This is a genomic window from Halomonas sp. PAMB 3232, assembly GCF_031954225.1.
In the GTDB taxonomy this organism is placed as follows: Bacteria; Pseudomonadota; Gammaproteobacteria; order Pseudomonadales; family Halomonadaceae; genus Vreelandella.
Genome location: NZ_CP134865.1, coordinates 3,627,650 through 3,652,353, shown reverse-complemented (window position 1 = coordinate 3,652,353; position 24,704 = coordinate 3,627,650). Strand labels below are relative to the sequence as shown.

23 protein-coding genes and 1 other RNA gene are annotated in these 24,704 nt (G+C 64.8%); 13 read left to right on the top strand and 11 right to left on the bottom strand.

The window, feature by feature from the left end; genetic code table 11:
- The first annotated feature begins 48 nt into the window (after positions 1-48).
- A complete protein-coding gene (locus tag RN346_RS16825) occupies positions 49-810 on the top strand; it encodes a glycosyltransferase family 2 protein (RefSeq protein WP_311961751.1) in 762 nt (253 codons plus the stop codon).
- Here RN346_RS16825 and RN346_RS16820 read toward each other — a convergent pair.
- Positions 721-1,812 carry a glycosyltransferase family 9 protein gene (locus RN346_RS16820; RefSeq protein ID WP_311961750.1) on the bottom strand — a complete coding sequence of 364 codons (1,092 nt, stop codon included), beginning with the start codon at positions 1,810-1,812 and terminating at the stop codon, positions 721-723. The two genes, RN346_RS16825 and RN346_RS16820, sit on opposite strands and share 90 nt — an antisense overlap.
- 81 nt (positions 1,813-1,893) lie before the next feature.
- Here RN346_RS16820 and RN346_RS16815 point away from each other — a divergent pair, with 81 nt between their 5' ends.
- Positions 1,894-3,087, top strand: coding sequence for a glycosyltransferase family 4 protein (locus tag RN346_RS16815; RefSeq protein ID WP_311961749.1), 1,194 nt, complete (start codon positions 1,894-1,896; stop codon positions 3,085-3,087).
- On the opposite strand, the gene RN346_RS16810 is transcribed toward RN346_RS16815, so the two are convergent.
- Positions 3,069-3,785, bottom strand: coding sequence for a 3-deoxy-D-manno-octulosonic acid kinase (locus RN346_RS16810; protein ID WP_311961748.1), 717 nt, complete (start codon positions 3,783-3,785; stop codon positions 3,069-3,071). The two genes, RN346_RS16815 and RN346_RS16810, sit on opposite strands and share 19 nt — an antisense overlap.
- Here RN346_RS16810 and RN346_RS16805 point away from each other — a divergent pair.
- Genes RN346_RS16805 through waaA form a run of 3 tightly spaced genes read left to right on the top strand, consistent with a single transcriptional unit; the run spans position 3,784 to position 7,632 of the window.
- The gene (locus RN346_RS16805) at positions 3,784-4,878 is read left to right on the top strand and encodes a glycosyltransferase family 9 protein (RefSeq protein ID WP_311961747.1); all 1,095 of its coding nucleotides are present in this window, start codon (positions 3,784-3,786) and stop codon (positions 4,876-4,878) included. The two genes, RN346_RS16810 and RN346_RS16805, sit on opposite strands and share 2 nt — an antisense overlap.
- A complete protein-coding gene (gene hldE / locus RN346_RS16800; protein WP_311961746.1) occupies positions 4,868-6,298 on the top strand; it encodes a bifunctional D-glycero-beta-D-manno-heptose-7-phosphate kinase/D-glycero-beta-D-manno-heptose 1-phosphate adenylyltransferase HldE in 1,431 nt (476 codons plus the stop codon). The genes RN346_RS16805 and hldE overlap by 11 nt, the downstream gene beginning before the upstream one ends.
- Positions 6,298-7,632, top strand: a complete 1,335-nt coding sequence (gene waaA, locus RN346_RS16795) for a lipid IV(A) 3-deoxy-D-manno-octulosonic acid transferase (protein WP_311961745.1) — start codon at positions 6,298-6,300, stop codon at positions 7,630-7,632. Before hldE ends, waaA begins: the two co-directional genes overlap by 1 nt.
- On the opposite strand, the gene rpiA is transcribed toward waaA, so the two are convergent.
- On the bottom strand, positions 7,629-8,300 hold the full coding sequence (gene rpiA / locus RN346_RS16790) for a ribose-5-phosphate isomerase RpiA (RefSeq protein ID WP_263585708.1): 672 nt from the start codon (positions 8,298-8,300) through the stop codon (positions 7,629-7,631). The genes waaA and rpiA overlap by 4 nt on opposite strands.
- 155 nt (positions 8,301-8,455) lie before the next feature.
- On the opposite strand from rpiA, the gene ilvA reads away from it, so the two are divergent.
- The gene (ilvA, locus tag RN346_RS16785) at positions 8,456-9,970 is read left to right on the top strand and encodes a threonine ammonia-lyase, biosynthetic (protein ID WP_263585709.1); all 1,515 of its coding nucleotides are present in this window, start codon (positions 8,456-8,458) and stop codon (positions 9,968-9,970) included.
- A gap of 413 nt (positions 9,971-10,383) precedes the next feature.
- Here ilvA and RN346_RS16780 read toward each other — a convergent pair whose 3' ends face one another.
- The 3 genes from RN346_RS16780 to RN346_RS16770 all read right to left on the bottom strand — a co-directional run bounded on the left by RN346_RS16780 (position 10,384) and on the right by RN346_RS16770 (position 11,571).
- The gene (locus tag RN346_RS16780; RefSeq protein WP_311958998.1) at positions 10,384-11,016 is read right to left on the bottom strand and encodes a 5-formyltetrahydrofolate cyclo-ligase; all 633 of its coding nucleotides are present in this window, start codon (positions 11,014-11,016) and stop codon (positions 10,384-10,386) included.
- Position 11,017: 1 nt separating this feature from the next.
- Positions 11,018-11,201, bottom strand: a non-coding RNA gene (gene ssrS, locus RN346_RS16775) — 6S RNA.
- Positions 11,202-11,262: 61 nt separating this feature from the next.
- Positions 11,263-11,571, bottom strand: a complete 309-nt coding sequence (locus tag RN346_RS16770; RefSeq protein WP_263585711.1) for a cell division protein ZapA — start codon at positions 11,569-11,571, stop codon at positions 11,263-11,265.
- A gap of 188 nt (positions 11,572-11,759) precedes the next feature.
- Between RN346_RS16770 and RN346_RS16765 the strand changes: the two genes are divergently transcribed.
- From RN346_RS16765 to RN346_RS16750, 4 genes are all read left to right on the top strand, one after another.
- A complete protein-coding gene (locus RN346_RS16765) occupies positions 11,760-12,338 on the top strand; it encodes a YecA family protein (RefSeq protein WP_263585712.1) in 579 nt (192 codons plus the stop codon).
- A gap of 28 nt (positions 12,339-12,366) precedes the next feature.
- Positions 12,367-13,707, top strand: coding sequence for a Xaa-Pro aminopeptidase (gene pepP / locus RN346_RS16760; RefSeq protein WP_311961744.1), 1,341 nt, complete (start codon positions 12,367-12,369; stop codon positions 13,705-13,707).
- Between the two features lie 71 nt (positions 13,708-13,778).
- Entirely contained in the window at positions 13,779-15,008 is a 1,230-nt protein-coding gene (gene ubiH / locus RN346_RS16755) for a 2-octaprenyl-6-methoxyphenyl hydroxylase (protein WP_311961743.1), read from the top strand.
- Between the two features lie 61 nt (positions 15,009-15,069).
- Complete coding sequence (locus tag RN346_RS16750; RefSeq protein ID WP_311958987.1) at positions 15,070-16,326, top strand: UbiH/UbiF/VisC/COQ6 family ubiquinone biosynthesis hydroxylase; 1,257 nt, start codon at positions 15,070-15,072, stop codon at positions 16,324-16,326.
- A 10-nt stretch (positions 16,327-16,336) separates the two neighbouring features.
- On the opposite strand, the gene RN346_RS16745 is transcribed toward RN346_RS16750, so the two are convergent.
- The 3 genes from RN346_RS16745 to gpmI form a co-directional block, all read right to left on the bottom strand.
- Positions 16,337-17,635 carry a S41 family peptidase gene (locus tag RN346_RS16745; protein WP_263585716.1) on the bottom strand — a complete coding sequence of 433 codons (1,299 nt, stop codon included), beginning with the start codon at positions 17,633-17,635 and terminating at the stop codon, positions 16,337-16,339.
- An 80-nt stretch (positions 17,636-17,715) separates the two neighbouring features.
- The gene (locus RN346_RS16740; protein WP_311961742.1) at positions 17,716-18,867 is read right to left on the bottom strand and encodes a peptidoglycan DD-metalloendopeptidase family protein; all 1,152 of its coding nucleotides are present in this window, start codon (positions 18,865-18,867) and stop codon (positions 17,716-17,718) included.
- Positions 18,864-20,429, bottom strand: coding sequence for a 2,3-bisphosphoglycerate-independent phosphoglycerate mutase (gene gpmI / locus RN346_RS16735; protein ID WP_311961741.1), 1,566 nt, complete (start codon positions 20,427-20,429; stop codon positions 18,864-18,866). Before gpmI ends, RN346_RS16740 begins: the two co-directional genes overlap by 4 nt.
- Before the next feature lie 266 nt (positions 20,430-20,695).
- Here gpmI and RN346_RS16730 point away from each other — a divergent pair, with 266 nt between their 5' ends.
- The 3 genes from RN346_RS16730 to RN346_RS16720 all read left to right on the top strand — a co-directional run bounded on the left by RN346_RS16730 (position 20,696) and on the right by RN346_RS16720 (position 22,469).
- A complete protein-coding gene (locus RN346_RS16730; protein ID WP_263585719.1) occupies positions 20,696-21,115 on the top strand; it encodes a rhodanese-like domain-containing protein in 420 nt (139 codons plus the stop codon).
- Between the two features lie 66 nt (positions 21,116-21,181).
- Complete coding sequence (secB, locus tag RN346_RS16725; protein WP_263585720.1) at positions 21,182-21,697, top strand: protein-export chaperone SecB; 516 nt, start codon at positions 21,182-21,184, stop codon at positions 21,695-21,697.
- Between the two features lie 19 nt (positions 21,698-21,716).
- Entirely contained in the window at positions 21,717-22,469 is a 753-nt protein-coding gene (locus RN346_RS16720; protein ID WP_263585721.1) for a 16S rRNA (uracil(1498)-N(3))-methyltransferase, read from the top strand.
- Between the two features lie 35 nt (positions 22,470-22,504).
- Here the strand turns inward: RN346_RS16720 and RN346_RS16715 are convergent, their stop codons facing one another.
- Positions 22,505-23,038 carry a hypothetical protein gene (locus RN346_RS16715; RefSeq protein ID WP_311961740.1) on the bottom strand — a complete coding sequence of 178 codons (534 nt, stop codon included), beginning with the start codon at positions 23,036-23,038 and terminating at the stop codon, positions 22,505-22,507.
- The gene (locus tag RN346_RS16710) at positions 23,031-24,659 is read right to left on the bottom strand and encodes a sodium:solute symporter (RefSeq protein WP_311961739.1); all 1,629 of its coding nucleotides are present in this window, start codon (positions 24,657-24,659) and stop codon (positions 23,031-23,033) included. The genes RN346_RS16715 and RN346_RS16710 overlap by 8 nt, the downstream gene beginning before the upstream one ends.
- Positions 24,660-24,704 lie beyond the last annotated feature (45 nt).

Sequence of the window (24,704 nt, the reverse complement as noted above, 5' to 3'; positions counted from 1 at the left end):
CCAACGAAGGCGGCCGGGTCGCGGCCTTCGAACGCACAAGGGTAATTTGTGGCCATTTCCGCCGTACTGATCGTCAAAAACGAAGCGCACCACCTGCGCGCCTGCCTGGAAACCCTCACCTTCGTCGACGACATCGCCGTGCTCGACGCCGGAAGCCAGGACGAAACGCTCGCCATCGCCCGGGAGTTCACCGACAACGTCAGCGTTGAGGCCGACTGGCAGGGTTTTGGCGTTCAGCGCCAGCGCGCCGAGGCCCTGGCCCGCGGTGACTGGATTTTGATGATCGATGCCGACGAGCGCGTTACCGACGAGCTCAGAGAGAGCATCCTGAAAGCGGTCGAAAACGGGCCCGCGGTATATAGTCTGCCCAGGCTCTCCTGGTGCTTTGGCCGCTTCATCCGCCACTCCGGCTGGTACCCGGATCGGGTGCTGCGCCTTTATCCCAAGGGGGAAGCTTCCTATAACGCCGCGCTGGTGCACGAAAAGCTCGTCGTGCCGGATTCGCTCAAGATACTTCCCTTGGGCGGTGATCTTTTGCACTACACCTACCGCGACGTGCGCCACTACCTGGAAAAGTCCGCCCACTACGCCGATGCCTGGGCCGAACAGCGCGCCGCCCGGGGCAAGAGCGCCTCCCTCGGCCAGGGGTTGATGCATGGGCTGGGCTGTTTTCTCAAGATGTATCTGCTCAAGGCGGGCTTTCGCGACGGCGCACAGGGGCTACTGCTCGCCATTCTCTCCGCCCACTCCACCTTCAACAAGTACGCCGCGCTCTGGGTGCGCAGCAAGCAGGGTGTCGAGAAGCGCTGATATCTCGCCGGCGGCGGCGTCGAGTTCGATGGCCGTCATCTCCTGCTCGCCGGCGCTCGACGGCGGACTGAACGCCAAGCGCTTGTCGGCGTCGTTGCAGGTTTGCCAGCGAAGCGGCGTGGCCGAGCGCCTGGCCGGATAGAAGCCGGCGGTGGCGATGTTCAGACACCCGGCAATGTGCAGCGGCCCGGTAGAGCCGGCGATCAAGAGATCCGCTCCGGCAAGCTGATAGGCGAACGCCTCGACGCCCGCGCTCGGCGCCAGACGGCTGACCGCGATACCCTGCGCGCCCAGCGCCTGGATCAGGGCGTCAGCCTGTGCCTCTTCCCCCGGCCCCGCACTGACCCACCAGGCGGGCGCCGCTTGCGTTTGCGCGTTCACCTTCACGATCAGCGCGGCGTACTGCTCGAGCGAGAGATTCACCGCTGAGCCGCCGCTGCCCGGGTGCACCACCACCGCACAGGAGGACTCGCCCGTCATCAGTGCCTGGCGCTGGCGTGCGACCACCTCGCGCTCCAGCGGCCAGAAAGGCGGTGCGGGCAGGTGGGTGAGCTTGAGCGAGAGCCGCGCGAGAAGGCGACAGGCGAGATCCACGTTGTACTGATACTCGGGCTTTTCTGAGCGCGAGCGGCGCTGGGTCACCCGCGCGTTGTAGAACATCTGGGCCCACTTGGTCGCGGGCGCCAAACGTAGCGGTATGCCCGCCCGCCAGCCAAGAAGGCCAACACGCGGCGTCGAGAAAAGCGTCAGCAGGGCATCGAAGCGGGCGGCCTTGACCGTATCGAGCAGCGCCTTTTGCGCGCGCTTGCCACCACGCTTGCCCGGGTCGACGATCACCTCGTCCACCCAGGGGCAGGCGCGGGCCAACGCCTCGGTGTAGGCCGGTACCAGCACGCTGACGTGTGGTGTCGGCGAGGCGCTTTTCAGGCAGGCAAGCGCCGGCCAGGCCAGCATGAAATCCCCGATTTTGTCGTTACGCACGACCAGCACTTTCTGCGCCATGGTGAATACCCCGTTAATTGCAGCCTGTATACTACAAGACAACCGAGAACTTGTTGAACGGCGCAGAGAAGGCGGGGCGTAATGGCCAAGGGTTTAGAAACTGACGGTGTAGAAGCTGGCGGTGCAAACACAGAGGGCGACCACCCGGCGGGTGGAAAAGCGGCGAAGGTGCTACAGCTTTGCATGTCGGATGGTAAGGGCGGCATGGAGCTCTACGTCGACCGGGTCATCGAGGATCTGCACGCAGAAGGGGTCGAGGTCATCGGCATCTGCCTGCTCCAGACCCGTATCGAAACCTACTTCCAGCGACACGGCGTGGCCTTCAAGGCGTTTTCGAGCAACCTGGATGCGCTGAAAAGTGTCTGGCGTATCCGCCGCTGGCTGATCGATGAAAACGTACGCATCGTCCACTGTCACAAGTCGAGCGACTTGCGCCTGACCGCGCTTTTGAAGCTGCTGCTGCCGAACCTTCGCGTGCTCTATACCGACCACGTGGGCGGCCAGCGCGCCAAGAAAAGCCCCTATCACCGCTTCGCCTATCGAAACGTCGACTACGTGCTCTCCATCAGTCAGGCAACCTACGCACGCAACGTCAACAACCTGCCGGTGCCGCGCGAGCGCGTGATCTGCCTGCCCCACGGCGTCAATATCGATACCTATCACCCGGTAACGGATAGGGCGAGCATCGCCGCCAAACGCGCCGAACTCGGCATTCCCGAATCAGCGGTGGCGATCGGGCTGCCCGGGCGGGTGACGCCAGGCAAGGGGCAGGACGTGTGGGTGAAGGCGCTTTTGGCGCTACCCCAGGAGCTCGACTTCTTCGCGGTCTCGATTGGCGGGACCGACTACGCCTCCGGCGGCACCGAGGAGTTCTATCAAACGCTCGTGGAGCTGATCGACGGCACACCGCTTGCCGACAAAATCCGCTTTTTAGGCCACCGCTCGGATCTCACCGAGATCCTGCCGGTGCTCGATCTGGTGTGCATTCCCTCGGAAAACGAGGCGTTTGGCCTGACGATCATCGAGTCCATGGCGTGCGCCATGCCGATCATCGGCTCCAATACCGGCTCGCTGCCCGAACTCGTCGACAAGGATTCGGGCGTGCTGGTGGGGCCTTTCGATGTCGACGCCTGGCAACGCGCCATGGCCGCGCTCATTGAAGACGATGCGCGCCGCCGGGCGATGGGGGCGGCGGCGCGTACACGGGTCGAGCGCCACTTCAGCAACAGGCAGCACGTCAAACGCTTGATGGGCTACTACGACGCGCTGGCGTAGCCCGCCGAAATCGCCGCCAGAACGGCGTCGGTCGCTGCGCTGAATTTGGCCACCGAGCGCGCCAGCCGTTCGAGATTGTCCGTCTGCCACCTGCCCGGCTGGCGAAACCGGCAGCGGTCGAAGTCGATCAGCCAGGGCGTATTCTCGTCGTCGATCAGGATGTTACGAGCGTTGAGGTCGACGTGGTCGAGCCCGCTCTTGTGAAAGCGCGCGATCATCTCACCCACCCGTTCGAGCAGGGCTTCATCGACGCTTTCCTCGGACAGGCGCGACGCCAGCGCCCGGGCGCCTTCGATGCGCACGGTGATCAGCGCGGCCTGGTAGACGAGACCTTCGCGCTTCACCCCGGCGGCCACCGGGCGGGGCACCGGTAGGCCCTGATCATAAAGCGCGGCGGTCAGGCGCAGTTCACGAAAGGCGCGGGTGCGCTCGACGCCGAGCCACAGGTAGCGCTTTTGGCACAGATGGGCGACGAGCCCGCCGCGCCGGTAAGGGCGCAGCACCCACTGCTCGTTGCCGCGGTCGATGAACAGGCTTTCGCCGCGCCCCGGCGCCTCGCCGGTGACCAGCCCCGCCCGGCGCCACGCTTGCCCGTCGAAGAGCGCGGGCCCGGGTTGGTGTGGCGCCGCATCGTCACTTAAACTGTCCACATCGTGTAGAATCAGCCAATTTTTTTGCCGGAGTGCCGCTAAGCGCATGAAGCCCTCTCTGCCCAAGGATCCTCGTCATATTGCCATCCTGCGCCTTTCCGCGCTGGGCGACGTGTGCAATCTCGTGCCCACGGTGCGCGCGCTGCAGCGCCAATGGCCAAAGGCGCGCATTACCTGGATCATCGGTAAAGGCGAGCACAGTCTACTGGCGGGCCTGTCCGGGGTCGAGTTCGTCGTCTTCGACAAGGCCACGGGCCTGGCCGGCATGCGCCGGATCTGGCGCGAGCTCGCCGATACGCGTTTCGATGTGCTTTTGCACATGCAGCAGGCGATTCGCGCAAGCGTGTTGTCGCTCGGGCTCAAGGCGAAGGTCCGCGTGGGCTTTGACAAGGCCCGCGCCAAGGATTTCCAGCACTGGTTCACCCAGCGCCAGATCACACCTCGCAACAACCCTCACGTGCTCGAATCCTTCATGGATTTCGCCCGCCTGCTCGGCGTCAGTGACGACCGCCTGACGTGGGATCTGGCCATCCCCGACACCGCCTACCAGGAGGCGCGGGCGCTGGCGGGCGAGGCGCCCTATATCGTCATCAACCCGTGCAGCAACCCGCGGCTGCGCAATTTTCGCAACTGGTCGGTGAAAGGGTATGCCAGCGTCATCGAGCACGCCTTTACCCACCACGGCTTGAAAAGCGTGCTGACTGGCGGCGGCAGCGCCGCCGAGCGTGAAATGGGGGATGCGATCGAGGCGCTCTGCCAGCCCGGCAGCGTCGTCAACGCGATCGGCGGCACCTCCTTGAAAGGGGTGCTGGCGCTGATCGATGAGGCGCGCGCGGTGATCGCCCCGGACACGGGCCCGGCGCACATGGGTAACGCCTTGGGCACGCCGACCCTCGGGCTCTACGCCACGACCAATCCGCAGCGCGCCGCGCCCTATTTGTGGCGCGATTTCGCCGTCAACGCCTACCCCCAGGCGGTGCGTACCTATCTGAATAAATCGGTGGGAGAGGTGAGCTGGGGTCAGCGCGTGCGTCACGCCGACGCCATGGACCTGATCAGAACCGACGAGGTTATCGAAAAGCTCGACGCGCTGCTCGAGCACACCCGACCCACCACCACGGGGCCTACCAATGAAAGTTGATCTCAACGCGCTTGCCCGCGCCCGCGTGCTGGTCGTGGGCGACGTCATGCTCGACCGCTACTGGCACGGCAGCACCTCGCGTATCTCGCCGGAGGCGCCGGTGCCGGTGGTCCGCGTGGACGGCGCCGACGACCGCCCGGGCGGGGCGGCCAACGTCGCGCTCAACGTCGCCTCGCTCGGCGCCCAGGTGTCGCTTGCCGGCGTCGTGGGCCGCGACGAGCACGCCATTTTGCTCCGCAATGCGTTGTCTGACGCTGGTGTGAGCACTCACTTCCAGGTAAGCGAGGCGCTTCCCACCATCACCAAGCTGCGCGTCATGAGCCGCAACCAGCAGCTCATTCGCCTCGATTTCGAACAAACGCTGGCCGGTACCGACACCGACGAGCTGCTTGGGCGGGTGGAGGCGGCGCTGGCGGATGTCGACGTGATGATCCTCTCGGACTACGGCAAGGGTACGCTCAACCAAGTCGAGCGGCTGATCCAGATGGCCAACCGGTTGGGCAAGACGGTGCTGATCGACCCCAAGGGGGTCGATTTCACCAAATACCGCGGGGCGAGTCTGATCACGCCCAACCTGGGCGAGTTTGAGGCGGTGGCCGGGGTGTGCGATTCGGATGAAGCGCTGGAGCGCCGGGGCGAAGCGCTGCGCGCCGAGCTCGAACTCGAGGCGCTGCTGATCACCCGCAGTGAAAAGGGCATGACGCTGATTCGCCGCGACCAAGCGCCTCTGCACCTGCCCACCCGGGCGCAGGAGGTGTTCGATGTGACCGGCGCCGGCGACACCGTGATCGCGCTTTTAGGGCTGGCGCTGGCGGCGGGCAGTACACTTCCGGACGCGATGATGCTGGCCAACCTGGGCGCGGGGCTCGTCGTCGCCAAGCCCGGCACCGCCACGCTCAGCGTCGAGGAGCTTTCGCGCGCCCACTACGGCGACCGGCCCGCCGAGTTCGGTGTGACCGACAAGACGGCGCTTTGCGAGGCCGTACGCGCCGCCCACGGCCGCGGCGAGCGAGTGGTGATGACCAACGGCTGCTTCGATATTCTGCACGCCGGCCACGTCAGCTACCTGGAACAGGCCAAGCGGCTGGGTGACCGGCTGATCGTTGCGGTCAACGACGACGCCTCCATTCGCCGTTTGAAAGGCGAGAAGCGCCCGATCAATCCGCTCGAGCGGCGCATGCAGGTGCTGGCCGGGCTCGGCGCGGTGGACTGGGTAGTGCCCTTTAGCGAGGACACCCCGCAGGCGCTGATCGAGGAGGTGCTGCCGGACATTCTGGTCAAGGGCGGCGACTACCGCGTGGACGAGATCGCCGGCCATCAGGCGGTGCTGGCCAACGACGGCGAAGTGAAAGTGCTCGGCTTCGAGGACGGCGTCTCCACCTCCGCCATGATCGACACCATCCTCGAGCGCGAGCGCTGATGCACGCGCCGCCGACCGAGTCCGGCGCCCGTCAGCGGCTGGCGCGGGGGCTGTATTCGGCGGCGCTCTACGCGCTCTCTCCGCTGATTTTTCGGCGTATCTGGCGTGAGCAAGTGCCCACTCACCCGCGCCGCCAGCGCCTGGGCTTTGGCCTGGGCGTGCTCCCGCCCGCCCCCAGGATCTGGCTGCACTGCGCCTCCGTTGGCGAGGTGCGCGCCGCAAAAGCCTTGATCGAGGCGCTGCTGGCGCGCTACCCGCGCCACAGCCTTTTGATCACCACCATGACTGCGACCGGCGCCGGCCAGGTACAGGCGCTGATCGATGCTCAAACCGAGACAATGCGGCCGCGCCTGGCGCACCGCTTCCTGCCGCTGGATTTTCCCGGCGCGGCGCGGCGCTTTGTCGCCCGCGTGAAGCCGGCGATGGCGCTGATGTTCGAAACCGAGCTCTGGCCGAACCTGCTGCACGCCTGCGCCCGGCGCGGCGTGCCGGTGGCGGTGGTCAACGGGCGCCTCTCCGAGCGAGCGTTTTCGCGCTATCGCCGCATTCGCCCGCTGATGACCGCTGCCCTTGCTAACGTCGACTGGCTGGCGGCGAAGTCCGTCGCCGATGCCCACCGCTTCCAGGCCCTGGGCGCACCCAGGCGCGTCAGCGTGATCGGCTCGCTCAAGTTCGACGTGGCCGTCAGCGATAGCCGTCTTGAAGAGAGTAAGCGCTCACTACTTGGCAAGAGCGACCGCCCGGTATGGGTGGCGGGCTCGACCCGGGACGGCGAGGAGGCGCTCATCCTGAGCGCCCACCGGGCGCTGCGCCAGCGCTTTCCACAGGCGCTTTTGATTCTTGTGCCGCGCCACCCTCAGCGCTTTGATGAGGTCGGCGCGCTTTGCGAGCGAGAAGGCTGGATGACGGCGCGGCGAAGCGAGAACGCCGCTGTTGCTGATGACGTCGCGGTCTATCTGGGCGATACGTTGGGCGAGCTCGCCACCCTTTACGCGGCGGGGGACGTGGCGTTCGTGGGCGGCTCGCTGGTAAAGCTTGGCGGGCACAACGTACTCGAACCCGCCGCCCTGGGCCGGCCCGTGCTCTGCGGGCCGTCGCTCGAGAACTTCATCGACGTGGCCGAGCCGCTTTTGCAGGCGGGGGCGCTCGAGCAGGTCGAGACGCCGGCGGCGTTGGCATCGGCGGTCGCGGCGCTGCTAAACGATCCCGCGCTGGCCAACGCGCGGGGCCAGGCCGGCGTTGAGGTCATTCGCAACCATCAGGGGGCGCTGTCGCGCACGTTAAAGGGGCTCGACGCGCTGCTTTCCCAGGATGGTGAAGGCCCGGTGAGTTAGCGCTCGCTTCGCTCGACGCCCTTGTCGGTGCCCAGCAGCAGCACGTCGGCGCCGCGAGCGGCGAACAAGCCGTTGGTAACCACGCCGACGATGGCGTTCAGGCGCGCTTCCATCGCGACCGGGTCGTCGATCGCCAGATCATAGCCATCGATGATCTGGTTGCCGTTATCGGTCACCACGCCCTGACGATACACCGGGTCGAAGCCCAGTTTGACGAGTTCCCGAGCGACGTACGAGCGCGCCATGGGGATCACCTCGATGGGGAGCGGAAAGCGCCCCAGCGTCTCGACGCGTTTGGAGCCGTCGGCGATGCAAATGAAGCGCTCGGCGCAGGCGGCCACGATCTTTTCACGCGTCAGCGCCGCACCGCCGCCCTTGATCATGTGAAAGTGAGCGTTCACTTCGTCGGCGCCGTCGATATAAAAGGGCACCGATCCCACTTCGTTGAGTTCGAATACCTCGATACCGAGCGCCTCGAGGCGCGCTTTCGAGGCGTCCGAGCTTGCCACCGCCCCCTTGAAGCGATCACGCAGCGGTTTCAAGCGGTCGATGAAAAGATTCGCCGTCGAGCCGGTACCGATCCCCAGCACGGTGTTGGCTTCGAGGTGCGGGGTGATTTCGTCGATGGCGGCATCGGCGACGGCGGCTTTGAGTTCGTCCTGGGTCATGAAAGGCTCCGGGCAGTGATAGGCGGCGCCAGTATAGCGTTTCTGGCGCGATCTGTTGATGCGCGCCTATAACGCTGGACGCGACCAGGTGCGATCTGCTACCAATAAAGGCTTTTCTCTCGGCCCCTGGGCCTTTTTACCGTCTGGATATCCGCATGCTCGAAGCTACCGTCAAAAAGATCCTCCAGGCCCGCGTGTATGAAGCGGCCTGCGAGACCCCCATTTCACCCGCCCCCTTTTTGTCGCGTCGCTTTCACAACCAGATTCTGATCAAGCGCGAGGACCTGCAGCCGGTTTACTCGTTCAAGATTCGCGGCGCCTACAACAAAATGGCTCAGCTTTCCGAGGAGCAGAAAGCAAAAGGCGTGATCGCCGCCTCTGCCGGCAACCACGCTCAGGGGCTGGCCATGGCGGCGAAGCTGATGGGGGTGAAGGCGACCATCGTGATGCCGCGTAGTACCCCGGAGATCAAGGTGCAGGGCGTGCGCTCGCGCGGGGCGCGCGTGGTGCTCAAGGGCGACGCCTTTTCTGACGCCGCCGCCCACGCCCAGGAATTGATCGCCGAGCACGGCTACACCTACATTCCGCCCTTCGATGATATCGACGTGGTGGCGGGCCAGGGCACCATTGGTGTGGAGATTCTGCGCCAGCATAGCGGCCGCCTCGATGCGATCTTCGTGCCTGTCGGCGGCGGCGGGCTGATTGCGGGCGTGGCCGCTTATGTTAAGTACCTGCGCCCGGATATCAAGGTGATCGGCGTCGAGGCCGAAGACAGCGCCTGCCTCAAGGCGGCGCTGGCCGCCGGCGAGCGCGTGGTGCTCGACCAGGTCGGCACCTTCGCCGAGGGCGTGGCGGTGTCGCAGATCGGTGAGGTGCCCTTCAATCTGGCCAAAACGCTGATCGACGACGTCATCACGGTCAACTCCGACGAGATCTGCGCGGCGGTGAAGGATATCTTCGAGGATACCCGGGCGGTATCGGAAACCTCCGGAGCGCTGTCGCTGGCCGGCTTGAAAAAGTACATTCAGCAAACCGGCGCCGAAGGGCAGACGCTTTTGTGCATCAACTCCGGCGCCAACACCAATTTCGACCGGCTGCAGCATATTGCCGAGCGCACCCAGCTTGGCGAGCAGCGTGAAGCGATTCTCGCCGTGACCATTCCCGAGAAGCCCGGCAGCTTCAAGAAATTCTGTCAGACGCTTGGCCGGCGCATGGTCACCGAGTTCAGCTACCGCTACGCCGACGACAGCGATGCCCACATCTTCGTTGGCGTACAGATCAAACCCGGCGGCGAGGACCGCCGCGCCGTCATCGACCGGCTGGTTGAAGGCGGCTACCCGGTGGAGGACCTGACCGATAACGAGCTCGCCAAGCTGCACATTCGCCACCTGAGCGGCGGACGCCCCAGCGAGCGCTTTGAGGAAGAGCTCTACCGTTTCGAATTTCCCGAGCGCCCGGGCGCTTTGATGAATTTTCTCACCCAGCTGCCTCACGACTGGAATATTTCGCTGTTTCACTATCGCAACCACGGCGCCGCCTATGGGCGTGTGCTGGTCGGTATGCAGGTGCCCGCCGATGACCGCACCCACGTGGCCGAGTATCTCGACGCCATCGGCTACCGCTACTGGCAGGAGAGCGACAACCCGGCCTACAAGCTCTTCATGGCCTGAGTTTGTTAGCACTCACTAACCTTCTGCTCCACGCCGTTCGCGTTATTCTGGTGCATGAAAATGCTGGGGGGTGATCAAAAAAGTGGGACGTAGGCTATTGTCAACGCCCCGCCATTGGCCCTATAGTCGACTTCGAAAATTAGTCAAGCCAGCCATCCTTGAAACCACCTATTGATGACTGGCTTTAGGGCATCGGTCATCATAAAAACGTTGGAGACAAGGCATGCGGCGTAGGAAGCCTGACGTAGTAATGGCGTTGACGGTCGTCTTTTTGTTGGGGGTACTGGTCACCGGATACGCACAGGCGCTGGCAGGAAGTTGATCGTTGCAAGGGCGGCGCTTTCAGCGCTGACCTCGATATAAAAAAAGGGCCGATCGCTATCGGCCCTTTTTTTGTGGCGCTCATTAGGCGTTCAGCCATTACCGCGGCGAACGATCCCCTGATCGCTCACCACCGCATCCAGCGGAATATCCCAGGGCTCGAGTTCGAGTTTATTCACCTGCTGGCAGGCGTGGGCCACGCCGATCAGCGCGGGTTTGGGGCCCGGGCGGCGCATGAAAGCGAGCGTGCGATCATAAAAGCCGCCACCCATGCCCATCCGGTTGGCCTCTCCATCGAAGCCGACCAGCGGCACGATCAGCGTATCCAGCGCCCAGGCGGGAATCCGGTTTTGTCGCCGCGCGCCAAAGCGCGTGCAGGGCTCAGAAATGCCGAAGCGGTTTTCGACCATGGGGGTGTCGTCGTCAAAGCGCACGAACCAGAGCGCGTTGTGGCTCAAGGGGCGCAGTACCGGCAGATAAACCGTTACCCGGCGCTGTTGCAACCAGCCAAGGAGCGGAGTCGGGTCGATTTCGCCGCCGACCGGCAGATAAAGGCTTACGCGCCTGGCGCGCTGAATCTCGGGAAGGGTGTTGAGACGCTGACAAAGCGAGGTCGCCGCCGTTTGCTGCTCGGCATCGCTCAAGGCACGGCGCCTTCGGCGAAGCTCGCGGCGCAGGGCGCGTTTGTCGAGGTGGTCGGTATCGGTAACGGAAGGATCGAGCATGGTGTTCCCCAGAGTGCCGCTGTCGTTCTGGCCCTGAACCTACTGGTTCAGAGTGGGTGGCCGCAGCCAAACCGTCAGGCTTTCCGACGCACGGACATGCACACGGGTCTGGCTAGCATTTGGCCCCCTGGGTACTGCGCATAGGCTCGAGGGACTATAACGACTGGCGCACACTCCAGAGAACCGCTTTATCTTAACAGAGCGAGCGCCGATGCCATAGGTTTGGGCCCGGTTTGTGCGAAGGCGTCAGGATTTTTCGACGGGGCGGGCTTTTTGCAGCGCTTTTTCCAGCCGGTCGTGCAGCCGATTAAGGCTCGCCTCGCCGGCGCGGTGCTCGTCGAGCGCCTCTAAAAGCTCGTGGGTGATGTTCAACGCCGCCATGATGGCGATGCGCTCGCTGCCCAGCACGCTGCTTTGCGCATGAATGCCCTGCATGGCGCGGTCCAGATAGCGAGCGGCGCGTTCAAGCTTGGCCTGCTCGCCGGTATCGCAGGCGATCATGTAGCCGCGACCCAGCAGGGTAATTTCTTTGGTTGGCCGCTTGGCGTTACTCATCGAAGACTCCGGCACGGGCACGTCAGGGCCCGAATGCGTTAACATCACGGTATAGAAAGGAGGGGCGGCGTTCACTATAAGAGAGCGGCTTGCGCGGGGTCAACGCGCTTTCCCGCCGAGGCGCCGCCCATCGATCCTCCTTCGCTTTTTCGATACCCCTTCGTTCACTGCCCAAAGCGAGAGCCCCCATGTCCCTCATCGAGCAGCGCCAGGACTTTTCCGACGTGGCCGACGTCTTTCTTCTTCACGGCAGCATGCAGTCGCCTGCCTTTCTCGACGGCCGGCTCTGCGCGCTTCTAGCCCTTCGTGACGTCACCGCCGAAAGCTGGCTCGAGGAAGTCTGTATGAGCCTGGGCGTCGAGCAGCCCAGGGATCCACAGAGCGCCGAGCGCCTGCTCGGCTGGCGCCGGCAAACCCTGGACGCGCTCAGCGCCAACGACTTGAACTACGCCCCGCTGCTGCCCGACGAGCTCTTCTCGCTCGGCGAGCAGGCTCAGGCACTCAAGGAGTGGGCGCTGGGCTTTACCGAGGTCATCGAGGAGGTCGCCGACGAGGCGCTGAAAAAGCGCTGGTCGCAGCCGCTCAAGGAAGCCATCGACGATCTTGCAAGCTTTGGCCAGATCGAGACCGACATCGACGACAGCCCGGAAAACGAGAACGACCTGTTCGCGCTCTCCGAGCACGCGCGCATGGCCGCGATGCTGCTCTACACCGAGCAGCACCCGGGCCAACCCCAGGTCGAGCAGACCGACGCCCCGGTCCACTGAGTTTTTCCGGCCGTTCAAAGGAGCTTCAATGTCATTCGATACGCTTTCGCGCCCCGCCGCGATCACCCTTGACGAGTACCGCGCCCGCCGTGAGGCGCTGATGGCGAAATTACCCGACGGCGCAGCGCTGATCGTGCCCGGCGCTTCGCTCACGACTCGCTCGAACGACAGCGAGTATCCGTTTCGCCAGCAAAGCGATTTTTTTTATCTGACCGGCATCAACGAGCCCGACGCGCTGCTTCTGCTGCTGCCCGGCCGTGAAGCGGGTCAAAGCGTCGTGTTTTGTCAGGATCGCGACCCAACGATGGAGGCCTGGACCGGGCGGCGGCTGGGCGCCGAGGGCGTCATGGCCGAGCACGGTATCGACCAGGCGTTTGAAAACGCCGAGCGCGACGACTTCCTGCTGGCAATGCTCGAAAGCCGCACGCTGCTCTACGCACCGCTGGATCACCCCGAGGCTCAGGCCATTGCCGAAGAGGCACTTGCCCAGGCCCAAAAAGGCCAGCGCCGCGGCAAGCCGATGCTCAAGGGCTGGCTCGACAGCCGCGAGCTGATCCACGAGCTGCGGCTGATCAAAAGCCCGGCGGAGCTTGCGCTTTTACGCCACGCCTGTCGCATTTCCGCTCGCGCGCACTGTCGCGCGATGCGCACCTGCGCCCCCGGGCTCTTCGAGTACCAGCTGCAGGCCGAACTCGAGCACGAATTTCTCTGGCACGGCGGCAGCGGTCCCGCCTACAGCACCATTGTGGGCGGCGGCGCGAACGCCTGCGTGCTGCACTATATTGAAAACGCCGACGCACTCGAGAAGAACGCGCTGGTACTGATCGACGCCGGCGCCGAGTTCGATCTTTACGCCGGCGACATCACCCGCACGTTCCCGGTCAGCGGCCGTTTCAGCGAGGCCCAGCGCGCGCTTTACGAGGTGGTGTTGGGGGCCCAGCAGCGCGCCGTCGCTGCCGTGGCGCCCGGCGCCACGCTTGCCGATATCCACGCGGGTGTCGTCGAAGATCTCACCCGCGGGCTGATCGAGCTGGGGCTTCTGGACGGTGAAGTGCAGGCGCGTATCGACGATGAAAGCTACCGGCGCTTCTATTTACACTCCACGTCCCACTGGCTTGGCCTCGACGTTCATGACGTCGGTACCTATCGGCTCGACGAGCAGACGCCGCGCCCGCTCGAGCCCGGCATGGTCGTGACCGTCGAGCCCGGCCTCTATATTCCCAGTGAGGACGATCTGCCCGCCGCCTACCGCGGCATCGGCATTCGTATCGAGGACAACGTGGCCGTCAATGAGAAGGGCGGTGAAATATTGACCAGTGACGTTCCCAAGCGGATAGACGAAATCGAAGCGCTGATGGCTAAAAATTAATCAGTTTTAACATGCCAAAAATACCATTATGTAAAGGATTACGAAATTACATTTAATCACGGAGGCTTTCGATGCCCGCGAATGTGCCGGAAAATGTATTAAAAACGGCTGCTTACGATATCGTGATCGTGGGGGGCGGGCTGGTGGGGGCAAGCCTTGGCTGCGCGCTGGCGCCGCTGATCGAACGCTTTGCCCTGCGGGTGGCGATCGTGGAGGCCGCGGCGGTGCCGAAAGCCGATGAGCTCACCTGGCAGCCGAGCTTCGACGCCCGCGCCAGCGCCATCGCCGCGGGTTCCGCCCAGCGCTTTCGCGAGCTCGATGTCTGGCCGGCGATGCAGCGCGAAGCCTCACCGATTTCGCGCATTCATATCAGCGAGCGCGGTCGCCTGGGCGCCACTCGCCTGTCCGCCGCCGAGGTGGGGGTCGAGGCGCTTGGCTACGTGATTCCCAATGCCTGGATGGGGCAGGTGCTGCATCAGCGCCTTGGAGAGCTTTCCATCGACTGGTACTGCCCGGCCACGGTCGACACCATGACTGCCGTCGAGGGTGGCCACTGCCTGGCGCTTTCCACCGGGGATCGGCTCGACGCCCGCCTGACCGTGCTGGCCGATGGCGGCCGTTCCGGGCTCAAGGAGCAGCTGGGTATCCAGAGCGAGCGCCGCTCCTACGAGCAGACCGCAGTGATCGCCCACGTCGGCATTAGCCAACCGCACAAGGGGGTGGCCTTCGAGCGCTTCACCAGTGAAGGGCCGATTGCGCTGTTGCCGCTGCCTCACCAGGCGATGGAACTGATCTGGACCCACCAGGGCGGTGAGGAGCGCTCGAGGCTTTCGCTTGGTGACGGCGCGTTTCTGGATCAGCTCCAGCGCGCTTTCGGTGACCGGGTGGGGCGTTTCACCAAAGTCGGCAAGCGCTTTAGCTATCCGCTCTCGCTGGTCACCGCTCGTGAATCGGTGCGTCCGGGGTTGGCGGTACTCGGCAACGCCGCCCACGCGCTGCACCCGGTGGCGGGCCAGGGCTTCAACCTGGCGCTGCGCTCGGTGATGGACCTGGTCGAGGCGTTGGAAGAAGGCCGCGAGCAGGGCCGCGACTTCGGTGACATGGAGACGCTGCTCGCGTTCGAGAGCCGTCGGGCGAAGGATCGCGCCAACGTGATTCGCTTTAGCGATAGCCTGGTGCGACTGTTCGGCGCCTCGTTTCCGCTCTTGCCTCATGCCCGCGCCGCCGGGCTCATTGGCCTCAATTTGGTCGGGCCGCTGCGCCGGGGGCTGGCGCGCCGCGCCATGGGCCTCGAGCGCTAGCGCTTATATTCGTCATTCACGATTCACGATTCACGATTCACGATTCACGACAGGAAGCGGTATGCAGACCCAACAGGCGTCACCCGGCAGTACCTTCGAGCAGTTTGACGCCGTCATCGTCGGCGCCGGCATGGTGGGCACGGCGCTGGCGGGGCTTCTGGCCGGCGCCGGCATGCGCACCGCGCTGGTCGAGTCGCAGGCAGCGCCGCTCGAGTTGAGCACCCTCGACACGCGCACGCTCGCCCCAAGGGTGAGCGCGCTAACGCCGGTGTCCCAGCGGCTGTTGAAACATCTCGGCGCCTGGGACGACATGGCGGCCACACGGGTAACGCCGTATCGCTACATGCATGTGTGGGACGGCGAGGGCAGCGGCAGCATCCACTTCAGTGCCGACGAGGCGGGCACGCCAGTGCTTGGGCATATCGTCGAAAACGGCGTGACGCTGGCCGCGCTCAATCGCCACGTGCTGCGGCTTCCGACGCTGAGCCTCTTTTTTGGCGCCGAGGTCGCCGCGCTGCAAACGACGGCCAAAGGGCGCAGCCTGGTGCTCAAGGATGGGCGCGAGCTCAATACGCCGCTGGTCATCGCCGCCGACGGCGCCCGCTCGGCGCTTCGCGCGCTGGCCGGTATCGAGGTGGCAGAAGAGTCCATGGAGCAGGACGCGGTGGTGACCACCGTGCGCTGCGAAAAGCCCCACGGCGGCACCGCCCGCCAGGTCTTCGTCGATGGGCGGCCATTGGCCTTTTTGCCGCTGACCGACGGCGACGACGCGCGCTACTGCTCGATCGTCTGGTCGACGACACCGGCGCACGCGCAGCAGCTCCAGGAGCTTTCCCGCGACGCGCTGGGCCAAGCACTACAGGAGACGTTCGGCCCCTCGCTTGGGCGTATCGAGGTACTGGACGACGCTTACCGCTTTGCGCTCATCCAGCGCCACGCCAAACGCTACGTGCTGGATCACTTCGCACTGGTCGGCGACGCTGCGCACACGCTACATCCGCTGGCGGGCCAGGGCGTGAATCTTGGGTTGATGGATGCAGCCGTGCTGGCCGAAGAGGTGGTGCACGCCTGGCGGCGCGGCGCCCCCTGGGGGGAGCGCGCCACGCTTGCGCGTTACGAGCGCCGGCGGCGCTTCGACAACGCCGCCATGCTCGCCTTGATGAAGGGGTTCAAGCAGCTCTTTGGCAGCCGCTTGCCGGCCCTGACGCTGGCGCGCAACCTCGGCATGAGCGCGATGAGCCAGGCAATACCGCTCAAGCGGCTGATCATGCGTCAGGCCACCGGCGAGCGCGGCCGCCTGCCGCGCTCATGTCGCTAACCCGGCAGGGTTAGCGGCGCCGGTCGACCACGTTGAGCGCTTTCAACAGATTCAGCGCTTCGCTGAGCTGGTAGTCGTCGCGCAGCCGCTCGGAGAACTCGCCGCGATCGGGCGTGCCGCCGGCCTGGTTATTCAGATGGCCGTCGAGGTCGATTTCGCGAATTTCGCGGCGCCCTTCGGCGACTTCCAGCCGCCCGCGCACGACCTCGACATCCGGCTCGATGCCTTGGGCCTGGATCGAGCGGCCGTTAGGGGTGTAGTAGAGCGCGGTGGTGAGCTTCAAGCCTTCGCCGTTACCCAGCGGCATGATCTGCTGCACCGAGCCCTTGCCGAAACTTTCGGTACCCATGATGATGCCGCGGCGCTGATCCTGCAGGGCACCGGCCACGATCTCGGCGGCGGAGGCGCTGCCGCCGTTGATCAACACCACCAGCGGCGTATCGCGGGCAGGTGTTGCCGGGTTGGCAGAGAACGACATCTCGGTGTTGGCCAGACGCCCTTCGGTGTAGACGATCAGCCCGCTGTCGAGAAACAGATCCGCCACGCCCACCGCCGACTGCAGCACGCCGCCGGGGTTGTTGCGAAGGTCCAGCACCAGCCCGGCAAGCGGCTGCTCGCGGCTCATGCGTGAGAGCGCATCCGCGGCCTGCTCCGGGGTGCGCGACTGGAACTGGCTGATACGCAGGTAGCCGTAGCCGGGCTCTAAAAGCTCGTGCTTGACGCTTTCGCTGCGAATCACTTCGCGGGCCAGGGTGATTTCGCGCGGGCTGTCCTCGCCGGCGCGCAGAATGCTCAGCGTGAGCTCGCTTCCGGGCTCGCCGCGCATCAGCGTGACCGCCTCCTGCAGCGACAGGCTCTCCGTCGGCGTGCCGTCGATGGCAATGATCAGATCGCGGGCGAGCAGCCCGGCCTGGGAGGCGGGCGTGTCGTCGATCGGCGTAATGACCATCAGCTGGCCATCCTCGTTACCCACCTCGATGCCGATGCCGCCAAACTCGCCCTCGGTCGATTCGCGCAGGCTCTGAAACTCGTTGACGTCCAGGTAGGCGGAGTGCGGGTCGAGCTCGCTCAAAAGCCCGCGCATGGCGTTGCGCAAAAGCGTTGCGTCGTCCACCTCTTCGACGTAGCCGCGCTTGATGCGCTCGAACACCTCAGCGAAGGTCTGGATCTCCTCGAGGGGCAGCGCCTCTGGCGCGCCGTTGGCGGGCTGCGCCCAGAGCGGCAGCGGCGCGCCAAGCAGCGAAAGCGAAAGCAGGGGCGCTATCAGCCGCCTGGCGGGGGCCAGTACTTCGTTCACAGTTAGCGTCATGCAGACTCCGCAAGGCAGAAGGCGCCGGGGTAGCGCGTGTAGTGAAATGTCGTCGTATCGTGTCGTGCCAGCTTATCCCGTCAGCGGCGCGCAATCCAACGCTCGGGATTAATCGGCTCGCCACGGTTTCGTACCTCGAAGTAAAGCGCGGCGCGGCGCTGGCCGCCACTATTTCCGACGCGGCCGATCTCTTCGCCGGCGCCGACGGCCTGGCCCGCCCGGGCGCTGAACTGCTGCAGGTGAGCATAAAGCGTCATCACCTGGTCGCCGTGGTCGATGATCAACAAATTGCCAAAGCCGCGCATCCAGTCGGCGAACACCACCCGGCCTTCATGCACCGCGGTGACCGGCGTGTTGGCGCCGGCCTCGATGACGATGCCGTTATAGTGGACGCCGTCCTGGCCGCGAAAGCCCGCGCTGATCGCGCCCTGAACCGGCCAGGGCAGATCGCCCTGGGTGCGGCCGATGTGGGTGGTCGGCGTGGCCTCGGCCAGCCGCGCCATTTCCGCCTGGATACGGCGAAGCTGCGCCTCGGCCTCTTCGCGAGTCTGATTGAGATCCGCCAGCCGGTCGGCTTCGCTTTCGTAGCGATCGTCGAGCGTGGCGACCACGCTCTGGCGCTCGGCGCTGGTCTCGGCAAGCATCGCGCTCTGCGTCTCGAGCTCCTCGGAAAGCGTGGCCAGCTGGGTCTGGCGCTGGTCGAGCTCGGCTTCCGTGTCGGCAAGCGCGGTGTCGAGGCGCGCGAGCTCATCGAGCTTGGCCTCGCGCGCGCGCGTCAGACGGTTCAGGTACGCCTGCATGCGGTCGAGCTCCGCCGGGTCGCTCTGGTTGAGCAGAAGTTTCAGCTGCGGGGTCGGCCCCAGGCGGTAAAGCGCGGCGAACTGCTGCGCCAGCGCGGTAACCTGGACGTTGCGCTCGGCCTGCAAACGGTCGCGGTGGCGGCGAAGCGTTTGGGTTTCGTCGTCGAGCGTGCGCCGCTCGGCCTGCAGGCGATCGAGGCGTTGGTGGGTCTGGGCAAGCTCGGTTTCCACCGCCTGAAGCTCGCGCTCGGCGCTGTCGCGCGCCTGGCCGGTGTTTGAAAGCCGGGTATTGAGCGACTCGATCTGCTGGCCCAGGGCGTCGAGCTGCTCGCGGGCGGCGCGCTCGTCCTGGCCAAGCGCGCCGCCCGCGAGCCCTAGCGCGCTCAGCAGGGCAACACAGCGCGCCGCCCGCCTGGCGAGCCGTGGCCTCATTCGTCGAAGGTAAGTAGCGGCGTGCCGGTCATCGCCTCGGGCACGCTTTGGTCCATCAGGGTCAAAAGCGTGGGCGCCAGGTCGCATAGCCGGCCCTCAATGAGGCGCGCCGGGCGCTCACCGACATACACCAGCGGCACCACGAAGGTGGTGTGCGCGGTTTGCGGCGCGCCGGTCTCCGGGTGGATCATCTGCTCGGCGTTGCCGTGGTCGGCAGTGATCAGGCAGGCCCCGCCGGCGCGCTCGATCGCCTCGACCACGCGGCCCACGCAGGTGTCCACGGTTTCGATCGCTTTCACCGCGGCGTCGAAGTCGCCGGTGTGGCCGACCATGTCACCGTTGGCGTAGTTGCACACGATGAGATCGAAGCGGTGGGCGTCGATCGCCTCGACCAGCGCCTCGGTGATCTCGAAGGCGCTCATCTCGGGCTTTTCGTCGTAGGTCTTCACGTCGCGCGGCGAGGGCACGAGGATACGCTCTTCACCCTCGTATTCGGCCTCGAAACCGCCGGAGAAGAAAAACGTCACGTGGGGATACTTCTCGGTTTCGGCGATACGCAGCTGCGAAAGCCCGCGCTTGGCGACCACTTCACCCAAGGTATCGGTCAGATCCGTCGGCGGGAAGGCGGCGGGGGCGTCGATGTCCGCGGCGTAGCGGGTCATCATCACCAGGCCCTGGCCGGCTAGCCGGGGGCGCTGCTCGCGGGTAAAGCCGTCGAAGGCGTCGTCGGTGAAGGCGCGGGTCAGCTCGCGGGCACGATCTGAGCGGAAGTTCAGAAACAGCGCCGCGTCGCCATCGGCAATCGCTACGCCCTGGCCTTCCTTGCGTACCTGGCCGGCTTCGACGAACTCGTCGGTTTCGCCGCGAGCGTAGGCGGCTTCCAAAAGCGCCTCGGCGCTTTCGGCGGTGTGCTCGGCATCGCCCTGGGTAAGCAGGCGGTAGGCCTTCTCGACCCGCTCCCAGCGGTTGTCGCGGTCCATGGCGTAGAAGCGCCCGATGATCGAGGCGACGAAGCCGTTGTCCGCACCGACCAGATCAGCCAGTTTGGCGTTAGCCCGCTCGATCGACGAAAGCGCACTTTTCGGCGCGGTATCGCGGCCATCCAGAAAAGCGTGCACGTAGATACGCGTGGCGCCGCGGCTGGCGGCAAGCTCGGCCAGCGCTAAAAAGTGATCTTCGTGGCTGTGCACGCCGCCGGGCGATAAAAGCCCCAGCAGGTGCACCGCGCGGCCCTGGGCGATTGCTTCATCGATGGGCGCGGTGAGCGCCTCGATGCGCGCAAGCTCGCCTTCCTTGATTGCCTTGGTGATGCGGGTGAAATCCTGATACACCACGCGTCCCGCGCCCAGATTCATGTGGCCGACTTCGGAGTTGCCCATCTGGCCGTCGGGCAGGCCCACATGCTCGCCATCGGTGTGTACGAAAGCGTGGGGACGCTGGGCCCAAAGTGCATCCATGACCGGCGTATTGGCGGCGGCCACGGCATTGTGTGCGGCATCCGGGTTATGGCCGTAACCGTCCAGAATGATCAGCGCTACCGGGCGCGGGGTCTGTGTTGCCATTGAAGCCTCGTCGTATCGGATGGTCGTTCAAAGTGGTCGTTTTAAAGCGCGCCAGTCAAGCCAGGCGTTCGAAAAGAGCGCGGGTCGTTTCCTTTTCGAATACCCCCTTTTGGTCGGGGTCGCGACCCGCGTACGCTTGGGGCATCATAACGCAGCCAGTCGTTAGGCGTCATGGTCTGCGCGTCGGCGCCCGTGACGTGTATACTTGTCGCGTTTGACGGTGGCCTGGCCGCTTTTTTTGCATATACCAAGAGATTGTGTTCGCGATGATCGATCAGCTGTTCGAATTCGTAATGAACCACCCTTTGCTGGTGGGCGCATTTTTGCTGGTGCTGCTGGCGTGGCTCGTCTATGAAACCCGCAGCGCGTCCACCCACGCGGTGAGCTCCTCTGAGGCGACGCAGCTCATCAACCGGGAAGACGCGGTGATAGTGGACGTGCGCGAGAGCAAGGAGTTCAAGGCCGGTCACATCGCCGGCGCGCGCAACATCCCGCAGTCCAATCTGGACAGCCGCATGAACGAGCTTGAGAAAGTGAAAGACAAGCCCATCATCGTGGTGTGCAAGCATGGTCAGAGCGCGGGCGCGGTGCAGGCCAAGCTCGCCAAGGCGGGTTTCAATGCCAACAAGCTCAAGGGCGGCATGGCGCAGTGGCAGGCGGACAGCCTGCCGGTGGTGAAAAAGTAAGCGCTGCGGCGCCGCTTTATCCAACGCAGTAATTTATCCAACGTAACAATGACCAGGAGTACTCCCATGGCGGAAGAGAACAACGCCCCTCAGCAAGGCGCCGGTGCGGCAGAAGGCGAAAAGCCGCAGCTGAAATTCTCGCTGCAGCGCATCTATGTCAAGGACATCTCCTTTGAGGCGCCGAACTCGCCGTCGGTGTTCAAGCAGTCGTTCAAGCCCAAGGTCAATCTGGATTTGAACACCACCAGCACCAAAATCGACGACGACCAGTATGAAGTCGTGGTGAAGGTAACCGCTCAGGTCAACGACAGCGAATCCGGCACCACGTCCTTTTTGGCCGAAGTGGAGCAGGCGGGTCTTTTCCGTATCTCCGGCATCGAAGGCGCGCAGCTGGATCAGACCCTCGGCGCGTTCTGCCCGAATCTGCTCTTCCCCTACGCCCGCGAGTGCGTCGACAACCTGGTCAACCGGGGCGGCTTCCCGCCGCTGATGCTGGCGCCGGTCAATTTCGAAGCCATGTATGCCCAGCGCAAAAAGCGTGAAGCGCAGCAGGCTCAGGGCGCGGCCGAAAACACCCACTAAGCCGGATATCCCATAAGTCATGAAAGCCGACTGGTACGCCTTGAACGGTAAAATGCCCCGCCTGTACGTTGCCGCCGCGCTCAGCGTCGGCGCTCGGGTAGAGCTGCCGGAAGGCCCGGCGCGTCACGTCACACGCGTGCTGCGCATGGGCGAGGGCGCGCCGCTGGTGCTGTTCGACGGTCAGGGCCAGGAGGCCGGTGTGCGCCTGGTCGAGGCCGGGCGCAAGCGTAGTGTCGTGCTGGTCGAGTGCGTGTGGTCCGGCGAAGGCGAGTCGCCGCTTTCGGTTCACCTGGGCCAGGCGATCTCCAAGGGCGACCGGATGGACTACGCCATCCAGAAAGCCGTGGAGCTTGGCGTGGCCGCCATCACTCCGCTCTATACCGAGCGGGGTGATGTGCGCTTGAAAGACGAGCGCGAAGCCAAAAAGCACGCCCACTGGCAGGCGGTGGCCGAAAGCGCTTGCGAGCAGAGCGGGCGGGCGACGGTGCCGGTGGTGCATCCACCCATGGCGCTTGATGCCTGGCTTGCCACGCGCGATGAATCGCTAAAGTTGATGCTGCACCTGGCCACCGGTAACCGCTTCGATCTCGCCGAGCGCCCGGCGAGTGCCGCGCTTCTGATCGGCCCGGAAGGTGGGCTGACCGAGCAGGATATCGCCGCCGCCGAGTCTCATGGCTTTACGCCGCTGACGCTGGGCCCGCGCGTACTGCGTACCGAAACCGCGCCGGTCGTGGCGCTGACGCTTCTACAGCACCATTTCGGCGATTTGTAAGCGCTCACTCACCTGCCAGGCGCCTTCCATATCGGCTAACCGCCGCTCTCCTCCAACACCCCTTCCGATTGACGTTGCCCTTCGCGCGCCCGTCGTTTGAGCGCGCTCAGTACCAGTGGCTTGAGCTGGGGCAGCGCCTGGCCCGAGAGTCCGCTCAGCACCAACAGCCGGCGCTGGCGATGGGCGGTATAGCCAAGCCAGCAGGGCAGCCAGAGTAGGGTCGGGGGCGACTCCTTAAGCGTCAGCGGCCAGCGTTTGGGGCTGGCCATGCGCTCCCAAAACCACTGACGGGACAGCGGCGCGCGCTCGGGCGGCTGGCCGCCGTCGAGCGTGAGTTCGTCCGAGGGCTTCTCGGCCTGCGCTGTCAGCGCCGTGTGGGGAAGCAGTAGCGGGCGGGCGAGCGCCTGGCTTGCCAGCAGCCACGCGGCGGGCTCACAGTGCAAGGCGCCAAGATTAAACGCCCAAAGCGATATCCAGGCGGGCTCGAAGTTCGACCCCCCAAGCCGCGCGAGCCGCTCCCGCGCGTCCTCGGCATCGATATGCCGGGCCAGCGTGATGGTCTCAGGCATTGGCCCAGCCCTGGAGCAGCGCGAGCATTATTAGCATCAGGACGAACCAGACCAACAGCCCCAGGCAGCGCCGTCGGGTCAGGCGCGCCTCATGACCAACCTCCGGGGCGCTGCCGGCGCGGGCGGTGAGAATGGCCTGCATGTCCGGGGCGGACTCGTCGATGATCACGTCACTCAGCGCCTCGGCACTGGGCGCGGGCGCACTCAGGCTCACCAGATACCCGACCAAGACCGAGACCACCACGCCCACGGTGTTGTTGTAGAGCCAGGAGATATCCAGAAAGGCGGTGGTTGCCCACACCGCGAGCATACCGGTACACAGCCCCGCCATCGCCCCGCGGGCGTTGCTGCGGTGGCTGAAAATTGCCATTAAAAAGGTGCCCAGAAGCGCCCCGTAGAACCAGGAGCCCACCTGATTGACCGCCTCGATCACCGGGCCCAGGTTGCCGGCAAAGAACGCGAACAGCGTCGCGTAGCCGCCCCAGAAGACCGTTGCCCAGCGCGAGGCCTTGAGATAATGGGCGTCGCTGGCGTCTCGTTTGATATAGCGACTGTAGAAGTCGCGTATCGAGACCGCAGAGAGCGAGTTGAGCGCCGAGTCCAGACTCGACATCGCCGCGGCGAACACGCCGGCGATTACCAGCCCCGCCATGCCGGAGGGAAAGGTCTCGACCACGTAGCGGGGCAGCAACTCGTTGAGGTTTTCCGGTGCGCTCAGGCCGTTTTGCTGGTAGTAGGTGGCCAGGATGATCCCGACGAACAAAAACAGCAGCATCTGGGGAATCAGCAGATAGCCGCCGATCAGAAGCGAGCGCTGGGCGTCCGGCACCGAGGGGCTCGACAGCACGCGCTGGATCTGGCTCTGGTCGGTGCCGAAGTACGCCACGTGAAGAAAAAAGCCGCCGAAAAGCCCGGCCCACAGCGAGTAGGTCACATTCGGGTTGAGTGAGAGGTCGATGGCGTTGAACAGGCCGCTTTCGGCGCCAAACGCGAACACATCGCCCCAGCCGCCGGGCAGGCTCGTGACCAGAAAGATGACGCTCAACAGCGCCCCGAGCCAGAGCACGAACATCTGGATGACGTCGGTCCAGATCACCGCGCTGATGCCGCCAAGCACGGTGTAGCTGATCGCCAGCACCGCCATGATGACGATGGTCAGATTCACGCTCCAGCCGGTGACCACCGCCAGCACCAGCGCCGGAGCGTAGAGCACCACGCCGGTCGCAAGGCCGCGCGCGATCAAAAACAATAGCGCCGTCAGCGTGCGCGTGTTGGGGCCGAAGCGGCGCTCCAAAAGCTCGTAGATGCTGTAGATGCCCGCCCGGTGAAACACCGGCACCAGTACCAGAATCAGCACGATCATCGCCAGCGGCACGTTGAGAAAGGTCACCAGCCGCTCGAGGCCGCCTTCGAACCCCCAGCCCGGCGCGCCGATGAAGGTGATGGCGCTGGCTTGGGTGGCCATCACCGAAAGCCCGATCGCCCAGCCGGGAATACTGCGCCCGCCCAGAAAGTAGTCTTCCGGGCTGTGCTGGTTTTTACCAAAGCGCGAACCGATCCAGGCGATCAGCGCGATATAGCCAATCAGTACCCCCGTATCCAACAGCGTGAATCCTTCCATGCCGCCGCCCCTTTTTTTATGAACTGTTTTGAGTGATCCGTTTTT